Annotated in this window: 12 protein-coding genes and 1 pseudogene; 5 read left to right on the plus strand and 8 right to left on the minus strand. The window is 70.9% G+C overall.

Annotated elements, in window-relative coordinates; all coding sequences use genetic code 11:
- The first annotated feature begins 101 nt into the window (after positions 1 to 101).
- A complete protein-coding gene (locus ABZW14_RS30405) occupies positions 102 to 635 on the plus strand; it encodes a GNAT family N-acetyltransferase (RefSeq protein ID WP_355353306.1) in 534 nt (177 codons plus the stop codon).
- Here the strand turns inward: ABZW14_RS30405 and ABZW14_RS30410 are convergent.
- A complete protein-coding gene (locus tag ABZW14_RS30410; RefSeq protein ID WP_355353309.1) occupies positions 596 to 1,324 on the minus strand; it encodes a TioE family transcriptional regulator in 729 nt (242 codons plus the stop codon). The genes ABZW14_RS30405 and ABZW14_RS30410 overlap by 40 nt on opposite strands.
- Before the next feature lie 59 nt (positions 1,325 to 1,383).
- On the opposite strand from ABZW14_RS30410, the gene ABZW14_RS30415 reads away from it, so the two are divergent.
- Both ABZW14_RS30415 and ABZW14_RS30420 read left to right on the plus strand, forming a co-directional pair.
- Entirely contained in the window at positions 1,384 to 1,818 is a 435-nt protein-coding gene (locus tag ABZW14_RS30415; RefSeq protein WP_355353312.1) for a hypothetical protein, read from the plus strand.
- 135 nt (positions 1,819 to 1,953) lie between these two features.
- The gene (locus ABZW14_RS30420; RefSeq protein WP_355353315.1) at positions 1,954 to 2,241 is read left to right on the plus strand and encodes a DUF2277 domain-containing protein; all 288 of its coding nucleotides are present in this window, start codon (positions 1,954 to 1,956) and stop codon (positions 2,239 to 2,241) included.
- A gap of 152 nt (positions 2,242 to 2,393) precedes the next feature.
- On the opposite strand, the gene ABZW14_RS30425 is transcribed toward ABZW14_RS30420, so the two are convergent.
- Positions 2,394 to 4,373 (minus strand): acyl-CoA dehydrogenase, encoded by a 1,980-nt coding sequence (locus ABZW14_RS30425; protein ID WP_355353318.1) that lies wholly within the window; start codon positions 4,371 to 4,373, stop codon positions 2,394 to 2,396.
- Positions 4,374 to 4,706: 333 nt separating this feature from the next.
- Between ABZW14_RS30425 and ABZW14_RS30430 the strand changes: the two genes are divergently transcribed.
- Complete coding sequence (locus ABZW14_RS30430) at positions 4,707 to 6,752, plus strand: hypothetical protein (protein WP_355353321.1); 2,046 nt, start codon at positions 4,707 to 4,709, stop codon at positions 6,750 to 6,752.
- Between the two features lie 651 nt (positions 6,753 to 7,403).
- On the opposite strand, the gene ABZW14_RS30435 is transcribed toward ABZW14_RS30430, so the two are convergent.
- From ABZW14_RS30435 to ABZW14_RS30455, 5 genes are all read right to left on the minus strand, one after another.
- Positions 7,404 to 8,834, minus strand: coding sequence for a hypothetical protein (locus ABZW14_RS30435; protein WP_355353324.1), 1,431 nt, complete (start codon positions 8,832 to 8,834; stop codon positions 7,404 to 7,406).
- Positions 8,835 to 9,022: 188 nt separating this feature from the next.
- Complete coding sequence (locus tag ABZW14_RS30440) at positions 9,023 to 9,685, minus strand: Type 1 glutamine amidotransferase-like domain-containing protein (RefSeq protein WP_355353327.1); 663 nt, start codon at positions 9,683 to 9,685, stop codon at positions 9,023 to 9,025.
- Between the two features lie 144 nt (positions 9,686 to 9,829).
- Entirely contained in the window at positions 9,830 to 10,249 is a 420-nt protein-coding gene (locus ABZW14_RS30445) for a PPOX class F420-dependent oxidoreductase (protein WP_355353330.1), read from the minus strand.
- Positions 10,250 to 10,351: 102 nt separating this feature from the next.
- On the minus strand, positions 10,352 to 10,492 hold the full coding sequence (locus tag ABZW14_RS30450; protein WP_355353333.1) for a hypothetical protein: 141 nt from the start codon (positions 10,490 to 10,492) through the stop codon (positions 10,352 to 10,354).
- Between the two features lie 83 nt (positions 10,493 to 10,575).
- On the minus strand, positions 10,576 to 11,481 hold the full coding sequence (locus ABZW14_RS30455) for a LysR family transcriptional regulator (protein ID WP_355353336.1): 906 nt from the start codon (positions 11,479 to 11,481) through the stop codon (positions 10,576 to 10,578).
- A 72-nt stretch (positions 11,482 to 11,553) separates the two neighbouring features.
- On the opposite strand from ABZW14_RS30455, the gene ABZW14_RS30460 reads away from it, so the two are divergent.
- Positions 11,554 to 12,558, plus strand: coding sequence for an EamA family transporter (locus tag ABZW14_RS30460; RefSeq protein ID WP_355353339.1), 1,005 nt, complete (start codon positions 11,554 to 11,556; stop codon positions 12,556 to 12,558).
- Here ABZW14_RS30460 and ABZW14_RS30465 read toward each other — a convergent pair.
- Positions 12,548 to 12,661 (minus strand): annotated as a pseudogene (locus tag ABZW14_RS30465) (IS5/IS1182 family transposase); the annotation flags it as partial. The gene ABZW14_RS30460 and the pseudogene ABZW14_RS30465 sit on opposite strands and share 11 nt — an antisense overlap.
- Positions 12,662 to 12,946 lie beyond the last annotated feature (285 nt).

The following is a 12,946-nucleotide window of genomic DNA, read 5'->3' on the forward strand; positions in this document are numbered from 1 at the left end:
TTGCACCGAGGGATTCCAGGCGGCGCGGACGGTACGTCTGGGCCCTGTCCTGCCGATCATGGCTAGGCCCCCGAGGCTGCCGCACCGGCCCTAGGATCGGGATGATGCAGGAGGGTGGGCTGACGGTTCGGCCAGCGAGCTTGGCGGATGTTCCTTCACTCGTGGAGTTGCGCCTGGCTAACGCCGAGGCGCACCTCGCTCTTGACCCCGGCATCTACCGCATCCCGCAGCGTGAGGCGGTGGTGCGCCACTTCACGGCCATGCTGGCCGACGAGGCGGGGCGGGACGGTGTTCTCGTCGCCGAGGCTCATGATGGCCGCGTGGTCGGGATGATCGAGGTGCTGCGGCAATCCGATCCGCCGGAGCATCAGATCCTGCGTCCTGAGCCTTCGGCGCAGGTCCACACGATCGTGCTGCCCGATGCCAGGGGACTCGGGGTGGGATCAGCCCTGCTGAACGCCGCTCGTCGGTGGGCAACCGACCGGGGCATCAGCTACCTGTCGGCTGGCATTCACCACCGCAACGTCGATGCAGTGCGCTTCTATAGCAGGCACGGCTATACCGACGCCGGTTTCTCCCTGGGCAGGCGCCTGGATCAGGTGTCCCCGCGCGGAGCGGGCCGGCAGGTGAGGTAGGCGTCGAGTGCGGCGGCGCCCGTGAGCATGGCGCGGCTGCGGGCCGAGAGGCGGGCGCGCCAGTCCTGCAGCATCGACTCCAGGGGTGCGACGCCCCCGGCGGAGCGGACCTGGGCGATCAGCGGGGCGATCTGCTCCAGCAGGTAGCCGCCCCGTCTGAGCTGGTGGGCCAGCCTGGCGTCGCGCACGTCGGCCGCGCTGTAGACCCGGTAACCCGTCTGCGGGTCCCGGCGCGGTTGCACCACGCCGGCGCGTTCCCATTTCCGCAGGGTGGCCGGGCGGAGGCCGAGCCTTCGTGCCAGGGGACCGACGAACGTGTCGCCGCGTTCCTGCGGCACGGGACCGAGGTCGCGCAGCGCGGCCTCGACGGCCTGGAGGGTGCGGCGGTCATCGAGGAGCTGGGCGTGGCTCTCGTCGATGAGCCGCAGCGCGTCCTCGGTCGCGCCCCGGTTGACCGCCCGCAGCACCGCCGTGGCCGTCTGGTGGCCGTGCCCGGCCACGAGGGCGAGGAACGCGTCGAGGGCTTTCACGTGCAGCGGGGTGTAGGTGCGGTAGCCGCTGTCGGTGCGCCCGGCGTCGGGAAGGACGCCGGCCGCCTCGTAGTTGCGGATCGCCTGCGTCGACAGGCCGTGCCTGCGCGCCAGGTCGACCGGCCTCAGGCGTACACCGTCTTGAAGGTTCTTCTCCAATGTCCCGTCTGTATCCGTGGCAAGGTCTCAACAGTCGATCCAACGATACCGTTTAGGGGATGACCGACCTCGAAGACATCGTCCACGCCGTTGACGCCGCCACCGTCCGCACGCTGCTCCCGGCCCGGCCGCGGGTGCTCGCCCTCGGCGAGCCCACCCACGGCGAGGACGTCCTGCTCGACCTGCGCAACGACCTCTTCCGGCAACTCGTCGACCAGGACGGCTACCGGACCATCGCCATCGAAAGCGACTGCCTGCTGGGACTGGCCGTGGACGATCACGTCACCGCGGGCACCGGCACTCTCGACGAGGTGATGGCGCGCGGCTTCAGTCACGGGTTCGGCGCGTCCGGGAGCTGGTGCGCTGGGTGCGCGCGTACCACCACGGCCGCCCTGCGGCGTGGAGGTGTTACGGAAGCTGACGCTGCGATACCAGCGCGCCATAACCGACAGCCAGGAGGAAACCGAGTGAAAGGCCGCGGACGGGTGGGGTAGGCGCATGGCGCGCAGCATCGGGCGCGAGTTCCGGGCAATGATCCGATGGACGGGGCCCATCGAGGACGGCGTGTTCATACATGGTCAGTGCGTGCACATCTGCAGGGTGTCCGCCCGGCCTGGCATGGTAGAGGGATGTGCAGGAACATACGCGTGCTCCACAACTTCGAGCCGCCCGCGACAAACGATGAGATCGAAGCCGCCGCGATCCAGTACGTGCGCAAGGTCAGCGGCACGACACGGCCGTCCGCAGCCAACGAGGAGGCCTTCGCCGAGGCGGTCGGCGCTGTCACGGCGGCCACCCGAACACTGCTGGACAGCCTCGTGACGAAGGCGGCTCCCCGTGACCGTGAGGTGGAGGCCGCGAAGGCCAAGGCGCGTGCGGCCGAACGATATGGTCCTCGAGAGGTAGCCGCGGGCTGACCGCTCCGCTCTGGCTACACCCCCGATGGGCTGCCTGATCCTGACGGCCTGTCCGCTCGGGTCGCTTGGCTCACCTGTTCAACCGGCGGGCGGAGCAGGCGCGGTCGCGTCGTGACGGCGAGATCCATTTCCCTTCGCGGCCGTGGCGCGCGCTACGCCCGGATGGTCTGCGGATCACCGGCGGCGTCGTGGGCGGCCATGGTGTCCTGCCGGAGAGGTTCCTCGCGCAGGATGGCGCAGTGCAGCCACGCGTCCGGGATGCCGAAGCCGTCCACCAGCGTCCGCATGTGTGGGCGCAGCTCCTTGAGCAGGCCGTTCACCACCCCGGTGACCGCCTTCGAGCGGGCCGGCGTGAGTCTGCCGTGCTCCAGCAGCCAGCCCTTGTTGGCCTCGATGACGGTGAGCGCGTACAGGTCACAGACCCGGGAGAGCAGCGCCCGGACCGCCGGGTCGTCGGTGTCGTCGATGCCGGCGACGAACGCCTCCAGGGTGATCCGGTCGATGTGCGCGGCCGCGACGGCGAGGACGTGGTCCTGGACGTCGTTGAAGATGTCGAAGGGGTGGTCCTTCTTCGTGGCCGCGCCGTTGCGCAGGCGGCGGACCGCGCCGTCGAGCAGGTGCCTCTCGCGGTCCTCGAAGGTCTTGAGCTGCCAGCCGCGGTCGGTGATGGCGACCTCCTCGTCGCGACCGGGCACGGCGCTGATCAGCCGCTCGATGAGCGACCGGGCGGCGGTGCGTTCGAGCACCATCTCCCGGACCTGTTCGGCGACGAAGGAGGCGCGCCCCCAGCCGTCCAGCGAACCGAACGCGTCGCGGTAGCCGGTGAGCAGGCCCTTGGCCACGAGTTGCAGCAGCACCGTGTTGTCGCCCTCGAATGTGGTGAACACGTCGGTGTCGGCCTTGAGGCTGGGTAGCCGGTTCTCGGCCAGGTAGCCGGCGCCGCCGCACGCCTCGCGGCACATCTGGATGGTGCGGGTGGCGTGCCAGGTCTGCGCGGCCTTCAGGCCGGCGGCCCGGGACTCCAGCTCCCGCTGCCGGTGCTCGTCGACCGGGCCGTCGCCGCCCTGCACCTCGTGCAGCGCCGCGACCAGCTCGGTCTGAGCGAAGTGCAACGCGTACGTGGTGGCCAGCGCGGGCAGCAGCTTGCGCTGGTGGGCCAGGTAGTCGTTGAGCAGCACCTCCTGCTCCGCGTCGGGCGTGCCGAACTGCCGGCGGATGTCGCCGTAGCGCACGGCGATGGTCAGCGCCGATTTGGTGGCCGCCGACGCGGCGCCGCCCACGCTGACCCGGCCGCGTACCAGGGTGCCGAGCATGGTGAAGAAGCGGCGGGAGTCGTTCTCGATCGGGCTGGAGTACGTGCCGTCCTGCGCGACCTGACCGTACCGGTCCAGCAGCATGTCTCGCGGCACCGTCACGTGCTCGAAGCTGAGCCGCCCGTTGTCCACGCCGAGCAGGCCGGCCTTGGCTCCCGCGTCGCCGATGGTCACACCGGGCAGGGGGTTGCCCTGAGCGTCGCGGATCGGGACCAGCCACGCGTGGACGCCGTGCCGCCGCCCGTTGGTGACCAGCTGTGCGAAGACCACCGCCATCCGCCCGTCGCGTGCCGCGTTGCCGATGTAGTCCTTGCGGGCGGCCTCGTGCGGGGTGTGCAGGTCGAAGGTCTGGGTGTGCGGGTCGTACGTGCAGGTGGTGCGCAGTTGCTGGACGTCGGAGCCGTGACCGGTCTCGGTCATCGCGAAGCAGCCGAAGATCTTGCCGGAGATGATGTCGCGCAGGAATGCGTCGTGGTGCCGTTTCGTGCCGAGGGCGGCGACGGCGCCGCCGAACAGGCCCCACTGCACGCCTGCCTTGACCATGAGTGACAGGTCGACCTGCGCCAGCATCTCGGTGGCGACGATCGAGCCTCCCACGTCGGAGCTGCCGCCGTATTCGGTCGGGAAGGCCGACGCGATCCCCAGCTCGGTGGGCAGTTCGGTGAGCAACCGGGTGATCCGCGCGCGGGCCTGGTCGCCGGTCTCGCCGTAGACCGGGAGGAAGCGCGCGTCGAGGTGGTTCCGGAGCGCGTTGCGGACGTCGGCCCATGGCCCGTCGAGCACCTCTCGCAGGCGAGCGAGGTCGATGTGATCGGACATGGGCACCCCTCCGTTGGCGGACATATGGGTACGGTCTGTACTTGATCAAGGTTACCGGCCGGTTGGCGTGACCCGCCGGGCAAAGCCGCGGTGAGACGGGACACCCTCGCGGCTCGCGCCGGGCCTGCGATCCCTCAGACGGTCGGACGGTTGCCGGCGATGATCACGGCGGTCGTCTCGGTGAACAGGTCGAACGCCGGCGGGAGGCCCGGTGGGTGACCCCGACAGCGGCCGGCGCCCGGTCACCGGACCTTGCCGAGATCGATTCACGAGCGTAGGAAGAACACCACCCGTCGATCGTCGACGCACCGTCCAGTGTCGAAGGAGGAGCGCGTGACCACACCCAGACGGCTCCGTCTCGCTGTGCCCGTGCTGGTGACCGTGGGCACCATGCTGCTCGGCACGGCCGCCGCCGCGGCGCCGGCCGCGACTGCGGCGCCGGCCGGTGATCGGACGTGTGACCCCATCGACCCGACGGCCTGCCTGCTGCCGTTCCCGAACGACTACTTCACCGTGCCGGACCGGACCAGCCCCACCGGCAAGCGGGTGCGGTTCGCGACCTCGGCGATGCCCGCCACTGTTCAGGGGGCGCCGATCGACCCGGCGGAGTGGAACCGGCAGGACGGGTTCAGCCCCGGCTCGCCGATCCTGGTGCGCGTGCCCGGCCTCGACGCCGCGGTGACCGGCATCGCGCCGGTCACCGACATCGGCCGCTCGCTGGCACCGGACGCACCGATCGTGCTGCTCAACGCCCGCACCGGCCAGCGCACCCCGTACTGGGCCGAGCTGGACGCGCACGCCACCGGCCAGCCCGACCGGCAACTGCTGATCATCCGGCCGGCGGTCGCGCTGAGCGAGGGCACCCGGTACGTGGTGGGCCTGCGCGGCATGCGCGACGGCACGGGGGCGACGATCCCGGCGCCGAAGGCGTTCCGGGCGTACGTCACCGGCGTCGGCCTCGGCCACCGCGACGGTCGCGCCGCGCAGATGAAACGGATCCTCGCCGACCTGAGCCGGACCGGTGTCAAGCGGCACAGCCTCTACCTGGCCTGGGACTTCACGGTGGCGAGCCGGCACGGGCTGACCGGGCGGATGCTGGCGATCCGCGACGGCGCGTTCGCCGCGCTCGGCCGGGCCGCACCGACGTTCACCGTTACCCAGGTGACCGACTACTCGCCGGAGCAGGATCCGCTGATCGCCCGGCAGGTGACCGGCACCATCGGGGTACCGTCCTATCTGACCGGCGATGGCGGGCCCGGCTCGCGGCTGCACTACGGGCCGGCCGGCGGCGACGGTACGCCACCCGCACCGAACGCCCTGCCCACGCCATCGGGCAGGACGGTGGCGGCGGACTTCGTCTGCAACATCCCGCGCAGCGCCTCCGCCGCGAAACCGGCGAACCTGTCGCTCTACGGCCACGGCCTGCTTGGCCGGCCCACCGAGATCAACGCCGGCAACGTCAAGACCATGTCGAACACGTACGACTTCACCTTCTGCGCGACCAGCTGGATCGGCATGGCCGCCGCCGACGTCCCCTACGTGGCCGGCGCCTTCACCAACCTCAGTGCCTTCCCCGCCGTGGTGGACCGGTTGCAGCAGAGCTTCCTGAACTTCCTCTTCCTGGGCCGCGCGATGATCCACCCGGGCGGGTTCGCCGCCCACCCGGCGTTCCAGGATCCCGCCGCGCGGCCGCTGATCAACACGGCCGGCGGGCTGCACTACGACGGCAACAGCCAGGGCGGCATCAACGGCGGCGCGCTCACCGCCATCGCCCAGGACTGGACCCGGTCGGTGCTCGGCGTGCCGGCGATGAACTACTCGACGCTGCTGCAACGCAGCGTCGACTTCGCCCCGTTCCAGCAGATCATGGACGGCTCCTACCCGGACAAGGTCGACCAGCAGCTGATCCTCGCGCTGCTGCAGATGCTGTGGGACCGCTCCGAGGCCAACGGGTACGCCCAGCACATGACCGACCGCCCGCTGCCGGGCACCCCGGCGCACCAGGTGCTGATGCACGTGGCCTTCGGCGACCACCAGGTCTCGCCCGCCGCGGCCGAGGTGCAGGCGCGCACGATCGGCGCCCGCATCCACACTCCCGCGCTCGCCGACGGCTGGTCGGCGGACGTGCGGCCGTACTGGGGCATCACGCCGATCCGCAGGTACCCGTACACGGGGTCGGCGTTCGTGATCTGGAACAGCGGCATGGCGTACGCGCCACCGCCGACGGACCTGGCCCCGGCCGGGCCGGAGTACGGGGAGGACCCGCACGAGTTCCCGCGCGCTCAGCCCGGAGCCCAGCGACAGAAGGCGGTGTTCCTGCTCACCGGCAAGGTCGAAGACGTCTGCGCGGGCACACCCTGCCCGTACAAGGGGCCGTGACCGGCGGGGGAGTGTGGCATGGTGCCCGGTCCGCCCTCGGACACCGATCCTGGCGGTGTCGGCTCGCCGTGAGCGGCTGCATGCCCTTGACGGCCGTCAGGTCGGTGCGGACTGGAGGGTTGTCCGAGACTGGCCGGCGTGCGGCGGTCAGCGCGGGGACGGCAGTGAGCGCGGCGATGGCGAGCAGGACTCCGAGTGCGGTGGCGAGTAGCCAGGAACCGGGTTGGTATTTGCCTTCGGCCGGCTCACCTCGGCCAGCCACGCGGCGACCCGCTGCTGCCCCGTCGGAGTCAACGCGTACACCCGCCGGTCCGGCCGGTCCGGCAGTCCCTCGGCCCGCTCCGAGGCCACCAGCCCGCCTGGGCCGACCGGCCCAGCGTCACGTAGATCTGCCCGGCGTTCATCGCCTCGCCGAGCGGGCCGAGCGCGGCGCGCAACCGGCTACGCAGCTCATACCCGTGCGCCGGCTCCTTCGCCAGCATGGGTGCCTAAGGCCGCGAGGATCAAGCCCTCGCTGATCAGCGACGCCACGTGCACGCACATCGGCAGAAGCGCGCGAGCGCGGCTCTGCCGTTCGGATGGTCCGGGGCGTTCGCCGACATCGGCTCCGCTGTCGGGTGCGGCCTTGACTTCGCGTGCCGGTTCGAAGTCTCAGCGAACGACGGTGTGGGCTTCGGCGAGGAAGCGGTCTCGGTCGTCGCCGTGAGCGATCGCGGCGTTGTAGACGGCGTCGATCGCGGCGAGCAGCGGATCGTCATTCGCCAGCGCGATCAGGGCGGGGAACGCGGCGGCCTGCTGGAGCGCGTCGGTGACGCGACGTGTGCCGGACGCCCTCGCGGGCAGGTGAAGCGTGATGGTGGTGTGCGGCACCTCGGGATCGGACAGGAGCCGCTGGAACGCGGCCGCACCGTTCTGCTCGGTGACGGATTGGGGCAGTGGGCGGTCTGCCTCGGCGGCGGCGAGCACCTCGGCGACCCAGTCGATCCGTTCCAGCCCGGCGACCCGCATCGCGCGGCGAGCGGCCCAGCAGGCTGCCTCACGCTGGCGAGCGGCGGGCAGCCCGTCGATGCGGTCGAGCAACGGGCGGTCGACCCGGGCCAGGGACCGCGCCTGACCGACCAGCCCGCGGACCCGGTCCGACGGCGGAGCACCTCCCCACTGCTCGGCGTCGCGCTCGGCCTTCCAGCGGCGGGACTGCTCGGCCCGCGCGGTCGCCTCGGCGGCCTGCTCCCGCAACGTCTCCATCCACGGGTACGACCCGACGGCGTCGAGCAGGTACTCCCAGATCACGCCGAGGGCGAAGGCGTGCCGGCCCAGGACCCCCTCGTGCCGCAGCGTGAAGCCGTCGGGGCCGGACGTCAGCCGCACGATACTCGGCTCATCGTCGGGCAGCGTCTCCAGCGGATCAGGGAAAATCGGCGCGTCGGCGGTGGCCCACGACCACGTGAGCGTCTCGTCGTCGACCCGCTCCAACCGGACCTCCAGGTCGCCGGCGGGCAGCACTCCCTCGGAGATCCCGACCGGCGCGGGCCGGTGGCGGACCACCGTCACCCGGGGCAGGTCGGTGTCGTCCTCGTACGGGTCAGGTGGCGGCGGGGGAAGGATGGCCGGGCGGGCGGACGGCCGCGGTACCAGGGACAGCATGGCCCACTCGGCGGCCTTCGCCGGTTTCTGCTCCCAGCCCCGGCCCCCCGGTCCGGCCAGCACCGTACGCCATGGCGTGTCCTCGGACACCGCCCAGATGTGCAGCTCGTGCCGCTCGGGCGGGTTGTCATCGGTGCGTACGGTCTCGTGCAAGCGGTCGCGCGCGTGCACACGTACCCGGATCAGCCCGCGCGGAACGGCCACGTCGGTGAGGGCCTCCGCGGTGCCGCCCATCAGGCCGACGACCGACAGCCGGCCGCTGGGACTCCACAGGGTGGCCTCACTGATCGCGTCCCAGCCGGCGTCCACCGCCGCTGGAGGCCCGGGCAACACCCGTACCCGTGCCTCGATCCAGCCGGTGTGTATGCCGCAGAAGCCGGTGAACTGATTCGGCCCGCCGAGGTGCAGCAGGTCGTCACCCCGGACGTAGATCCCCATGCCGGATGCACCCGGCACAGTGAACACGTCGTACTGGCAGTGACTGACCGACAGCCGCGCCCAGGCGGCCCCCGATCCCAGCGATCGATGATCTGCACCAGCCCCGTCGTCCACTTCGCGATCCTACGGCCGTCAAGATCGGGCCGGCGCCCCACGGATTCGACGCGACGTCACGGATGCCGGGCGGACTATGACTCGAACTTCTTCCATTGCCCTTCGGAGACCACCTCGACCGAGCCGTCGACGACCTTGATCGCCGTCTGTTCGTCGATGGCGTAGGCCGGGACTGCGATTTCGGCGGCCCACCGCTCTGCGTCGGCCAGGGTGTTGGTGGGGAAAGCGTCCAGGTGCGGAAAGATCGAGAAGTCGACGACCCCCAGGGTGCGGTCGTCCGGCGCGGACGCCCACTCGACGAAGTACGTTCCGATCCGGGGCGTCATCACCATGCTTCCGGCACTCACTCCCACCCACACCGTGTCGGGCAGCGATGGCAGTAGATCGGCCAGCCCGGACTCCCGCATCCAGTGGCACAGGTACGTCGCGTCGCCGCCGTCGACCAGGAGAACGTCGGCCTCCCGGACCCAGGGGACCCATCGCTCGGCGCCGATGGTGGGCAGGGCGGTGAGCTCGAGGACACCGAGTGACGCCCAACCCAGGCCGGACAGGTACTGGAACATGGGCGCGGCGGCCACGAAGCCCCGCACCGATTTCGGACCGCACATGGGATGGCCCCATTGTGCTGTCGGGACGCAGAGGGCGTGGCACTCGGCGATCGGCTTGCCGAGCAGCTGCACGAGCGCCGAGTGGATGCTTGGGTTCGTGACGCCGCCTGACGTGAGCAAGAGCTTCAAGGTGCCTCCAGATTCGCGCGCGGAGGGGCGATTGCCTCTCATCATCCGCCGGGCCCTAGCTGTACCGCAGCTCTCGACCGACGCACGCGGGATCGCAGGTCCCGGCGACCGTTCATCGGCAGTCCGCCGTCGCTGGTCGCCGGCTCAGCCGATCTGGTTGTTGTCCTTCAGCGCACCCCAGCCGTGCCAGCGGTCGATTTCGATCAGCGCGCTGACCCTTCGGCGATCGCGCCGTGGATACGCTCTTCCGGTGTAGTGCTGGGAGAGCCTGTCGATGTCCGTCAGGTCCTCGTCGTCGCTGAGTTCGACGACGCGCCCGAGGATCGTGACGTGGGTGTACCAGGCTTGCTCGTCCAGCACCGTCAGGGTGACCCGAGGGTCGTTGCGGAGGTGGCTCAGCCGGCGGCGGCCCTCGTCCATGTTCACCATGATCCGGCCGTCGTCCCACAGATACCAGGTGGCCGCGGAGACCGGTTGACCATCGGCTCGGACCGTGGCGATGACGGCGGGGTTCGGCTTCCGGAGCATGGTGATCGCAGGTTCCGGCAGCGGCGGTTTCGACATGGAACTCCTCCTCGCGACAGCGTGACCTCCCGCAATGTACGCAACTGCCGGGCCGATCGGGCCGGTTATGGTCTGGTCGTCGCGCCCGCCCGGCAAGTCGCCCTACGTCGGCGTCTTGGTCTGTTCGTTCACGTCGGGTGGTGTCAGCTGGGCGAACCGCAGGCCCTCGTGCACCTTGTGTTCGTGGTCGGCGTTGACGCCCACCTTCTCGTAGAACGCCTTGGCCCGGTCAACATCGGTCACGGAACGGGGGATGAGTTCAGTCTTCCAGTCGATGGCCCGCCGTGGGACGTGGTCATGACATCCGGGCGTACCACACATCCGGCTCATGTCCGGGCTTCGGCTGGGGCACTCAGCTCGGCCAGGAAGGCGTCCACGGCGGGCCGTTGCGTCGTGCCGCCGAGGGCGCGGGTGACCGCGAAGATGCGCCGCTCGGTGACCGGCTCGACCAGTGGCTCCACGTGCACCCCGGGTGGCACGTGGCGCAGCGCCAGCTCCGGCACCAGCGCGGCGCCCAGACCGGCCGCGACGAGGTCCAGCGTGAGCGCGAAGTCGACCGAACGGTGCCGGATGTCCGGCTCGAAGCCGGCGAGCCGGCAGGCGTGCAGTGTGGACCGTAGACACGGTGTGTGCTCGGCGCTGGCGATCCACGGCACATCGCGCAGCTCGCTCAGCCGCCCGGTGTGACGCCGCCACCCGACCGGGGTTATCAGGTGCATCGGGTCGGCGGTGACCGGGTGCCGGTCGAGGTCGTCGACCAGCGGCGCGGGCACGTGGTCGTACTCCTGCAGCACCACCACGTCGAGGGTGCCGGAGCGTAGGTCGAGGCGGCTCTGCTGGTCTTCGGCCTCGATCACCCGCACGTCCAGCTCCGGGTGCTTCGCCCGCGCGCGGGCGGCGGCGGGGGCCACCAGCGCGCCGGCCGCGGACGCGAACGCGCCGACCCGCACGGTGCCGCTGACCCCGTGGCGGATCGCCGCGAGCCCGGCCACCGCCTGTTCCACCGCCCCCAGCACGGTCCTCGCGTGGCCGGCCAGGACCTCGCCGGCCGGTGTGAGCACGATTCCACGCCCAGCCCGCTCGACCAGCTCGTGCCCGGCCTCCCGGGACAGCTGGACGAGCTGCTGGGAGACCGCCGACGGCGTCACGTGCAGCGCCGCGGCCGCGGCGGTGACGCTGCCGCGCAGCGCGACCTCGTGCAGCGCGCGGAGCCGGCGAACATCAAGGTCCATGTAGCCAAGCTACAGCAGCAATGAAGAACTTTGAACTGGTCCTTAAGCGTCCGCTCGGGCAGCGTAACCGGCATGAAAGCATCGCACCGACTTCTCGCCGTGCTCGTGGCCGCCATCTGGGGCGTCAACTTCGTCGCCATCGAGCTGGGCCTGCGCGACCTGCCGCCGCTCGTACTGACCGCGCTGCGCTTCGTCGCGGCGGCGGTGCCGCTGGTCTTCCTGGTGCCGCGCCCCACCGCCCGGCTCCGCTACGTAGTCGCCTACGGGCTGGTGCTCGGTGTCCTGAAGTTCGGTGCGCTGTTCACGGCGCTCGCGGCCGGCATGTCGGCCGGTCTGGCCTCCCTGGTGCTGCAGGCGCAGGCGCTGATGTCGGTACTGCTGGCCGCGGCGGTGCTGGGCGAGCGGCCGGGGCGGGTGCAGGTGGCCGGCGTACTGATCGGATCGGTCGGGATCGGCGTGCTGGCCATCGACAGCGGCGGCCACGCCACGGCGATCGGCTTCGTGCTGACGCTGTTCGCGGCGGCCAGCTGGGCCGTGGCGAACCTCGTCATGCGAGCCAGCGGCGAGACGCGGCCGCTCTCGCTGCTGGTCTGGTCGAGCCTGGTGCCGCCGCTGCCGCTGCTCGGCCTGGCCGGCGCAGTCGACGGCCCACAGGCGGTCCTCGACGCGATCACCGGCCTGTCATGGCGCGCGTTGCTCGCCGTGGGGTACGTCGCCTACGTGTCGACCCTCGTCGGCTTCGGGATCTGGAACCGGCTGATCGCCCGGTACTCGGTCGCGCGGGTGGCGCCGTTCAGCCTCCTGGTGCCGATCTTCGGGCTCAGCGCGGCGTGGCTGCTGCTCGACGAGCCCGTCGGTCTGACGGAGCTGGCCGCGGGCGCCACCATCCTCGCCGGGCTGGCGCTGGTGGTCCGGCGATCCACGACGGAGCGCGCCAACGCCGCGGCTGCGAGCGAGGGCGGCGAGCCCGAGTGCGCCCCGGCCGCGACTGCCCAGGCCGGTCCTGGCGATGATGGCCGGGTGCCCGGGTGCTGCCTCGACCCTAGGATCGCGATGATGCAGAAGACACGGCGTTGATGAACTGCCGATGATCCCACCATCGCCCTCGGCTGCTGCCCGGCTCCGGCAGCAGCGGCGCGATCACCGCCCACTCCTCATCTCTCAACTCGCCACCCGGCACATCGTCAAGGATTAACCACTACAACATCGGCAGGACCCGGCCAGGTCGAGTAGCCGGGAGGAGTCAATTACCTCCCGGCTCTCACAGCGTCCTCCGTCGGCTGATTTTCGACACGTGTCCGCCAGCCGATCCGCGACACCTCAGCGCGTTGATCGAGGCAGATCAGCGCGTTTGTGCTACGAACGGCAACCCCACGGCCCGTGCTGTTCGTGATCAGTAGGGGCGATAGACAAAAACCGCCCAGAGAAGTGGGGCGGCGGCCAACGGCGCCACGGATAAGGCGAG

The organism is Micromonospora sp. NPDC004551, assembly GCF_040609975.1.
GTDB lineage: Bacteria > Actinomycetota > Actinomycetes > Mycobacteriales > Micromonosporaceae > Micromonospora.

Coding starts and splice junctions, on each gene's coding strand:
- ABZW14_RS30405 (WP_355353306.1), top strand. CDS start 102: ATGATGCAGGAGGGTGGGCTGACGGTTCGGCCAGCGAGCTTGGCGGAT.
- ABZW14_RS30415 (WP_355353312.1), top strand. CDS start 1,384: ATGACCGACCTCGAAGACATCGTCCACGCCGTTGACGCCGCCACCGTC.
- ABZW14_RS30420 (WP_355353315.1), top strand. CDS start 1,954: ATGTGCAGGAACATACGCGTGCTCCACAACTTCGAGCCGCCCGCGACA.
- ABZW14_RS30425 (WP_355353318.1), bottom strand. CDS start 4,373: ATGTCCGATCACATCGACCTCGCTCGCCTGCGAGAGGTGCTCGACGGG.
- ABZW14_RS30435 (WP_355353324.1), bottom strand. CDS start 8,834: ATGGGGATCTACGTCCGGGGTGACGACCTGCTGCACCTCGGCGGGCCG.
- ABZW14_RS30445 (WP_355353330.1), bottom strand. CDS start 10,249: ATGTCGAAACCGCCGCTGCCGGAACCTGCGATCACCATGCTCCGGAAG.
- ABZW14_RS30455 (WP_355353336.1), bottom strand. CDS start 11,481: ATGGACCTTGATGTTCGCCGGCTCCGCGCGCTGCACGAGGTCGCGCTG.
- ABZW14_RS30460 (WP_355353339.1), top strand. CDS start 11,554: ATGAAAGCATCGCACCGACTTCTCGCCGTGCTCGTGGCCGCCATCTGG.